1 protein-coding gene and 1 pseudogene are annotated in these 756 nt (G+C 74.9%); both read right to left on the bottom strand.

Going from position 1 to position 756, the window contains the following annotated elements; translation table 11 throughout:
- On the bottom strand, nucleotides 1-698 hold a 698-nt coding region (locus AC2W7G_RS17660; RefSeq protein WP_485869578.1), incomplete at its 3' end, for an FAD-dependent oxidoreductase.
- Nucleotides 668-739 (bottom strand): annotated as a pseudogene (locus AC2W7G_RS17655) (hypothetical protein); the annotation flags it as partial. The pseudogene AC2W7G_RS17655 and the gene AC2W7G_RS17660, both read right to left, overlap by 31 nt.
- Nucleotides 740-756: the final 17 nt, after the last annotated feature.

The raw sequence follows: 756 nt of genomic DNA, 5'->3' as shown, positions 1-756 counted from the left end.
TGCGGTCGACCTCGATCGCGGTGGCGGGGTCGGACGCGTGGAGGCGGGGCGCCGGCCCGCTCGGCCACCCGCACCAGCGCGTCCACGAGGGTGCCGAAGCCGCCCTGGGGGTAGTAGACCCCGTCGTCGAGGTCGAGCCAGCTCATGAGGTGGTAGAGGCTGGGGGCACGCTCGGGCGACGTGCCCAGGAACACCGCCGGGTAGCCGAGCACCTGGCGCAGCCGCGGGTCGGTGAACCGCCGGGCGACGAACGACTCCAGCGACTGCGTGAGCAGGCGGGCCAGGCGCGGCGCGCGGCGCAGCACGTCCGCGCGCACGATCGAGGTGCGCGACGCGAACGTGCCGTACAGGAAGCGCTGGACGGCCAGGTCGTAGACGTCACGGGCGGAGTCCAGGTAGCGCTCGAGCGCGGCGCCGGCCCCGGGCTCGACCGCCTCGAACGCGGCGACGTTCGCGGCCCGGTCGCCGGTCATCTCCAGCGGCTCGTCGTGCCGCTCGAAGAACACCCGGTACGCCGGGTCGAGCCGCACCAGGTCGAGCTCGGCGTCGGCACTGGTGCCGAGCAGCCGGAAGAAGTGGTCGAAGACCTCGGGCATGAGGTACCAGGACGGCCCCGTGTCGAAGCGGAAGCCGTCCCGCTCCCACGTGCCCGCCCGCCGCCGAACGCGTCCTGGCGCTCGACCAGGTCGACCGTCCAGCCGTCGTGGGCGAGCAGCGCGGCGGTGGCCAGGCCGGCCACCCCCGCCGCCGACGACG

Source organism: Aeromicrobium sp. PFPM2_SD2 (genome assembly GCF_057364525.1).
This window is presented reverse-complemented; position numbering and strand designations above follow the sequence as displayed.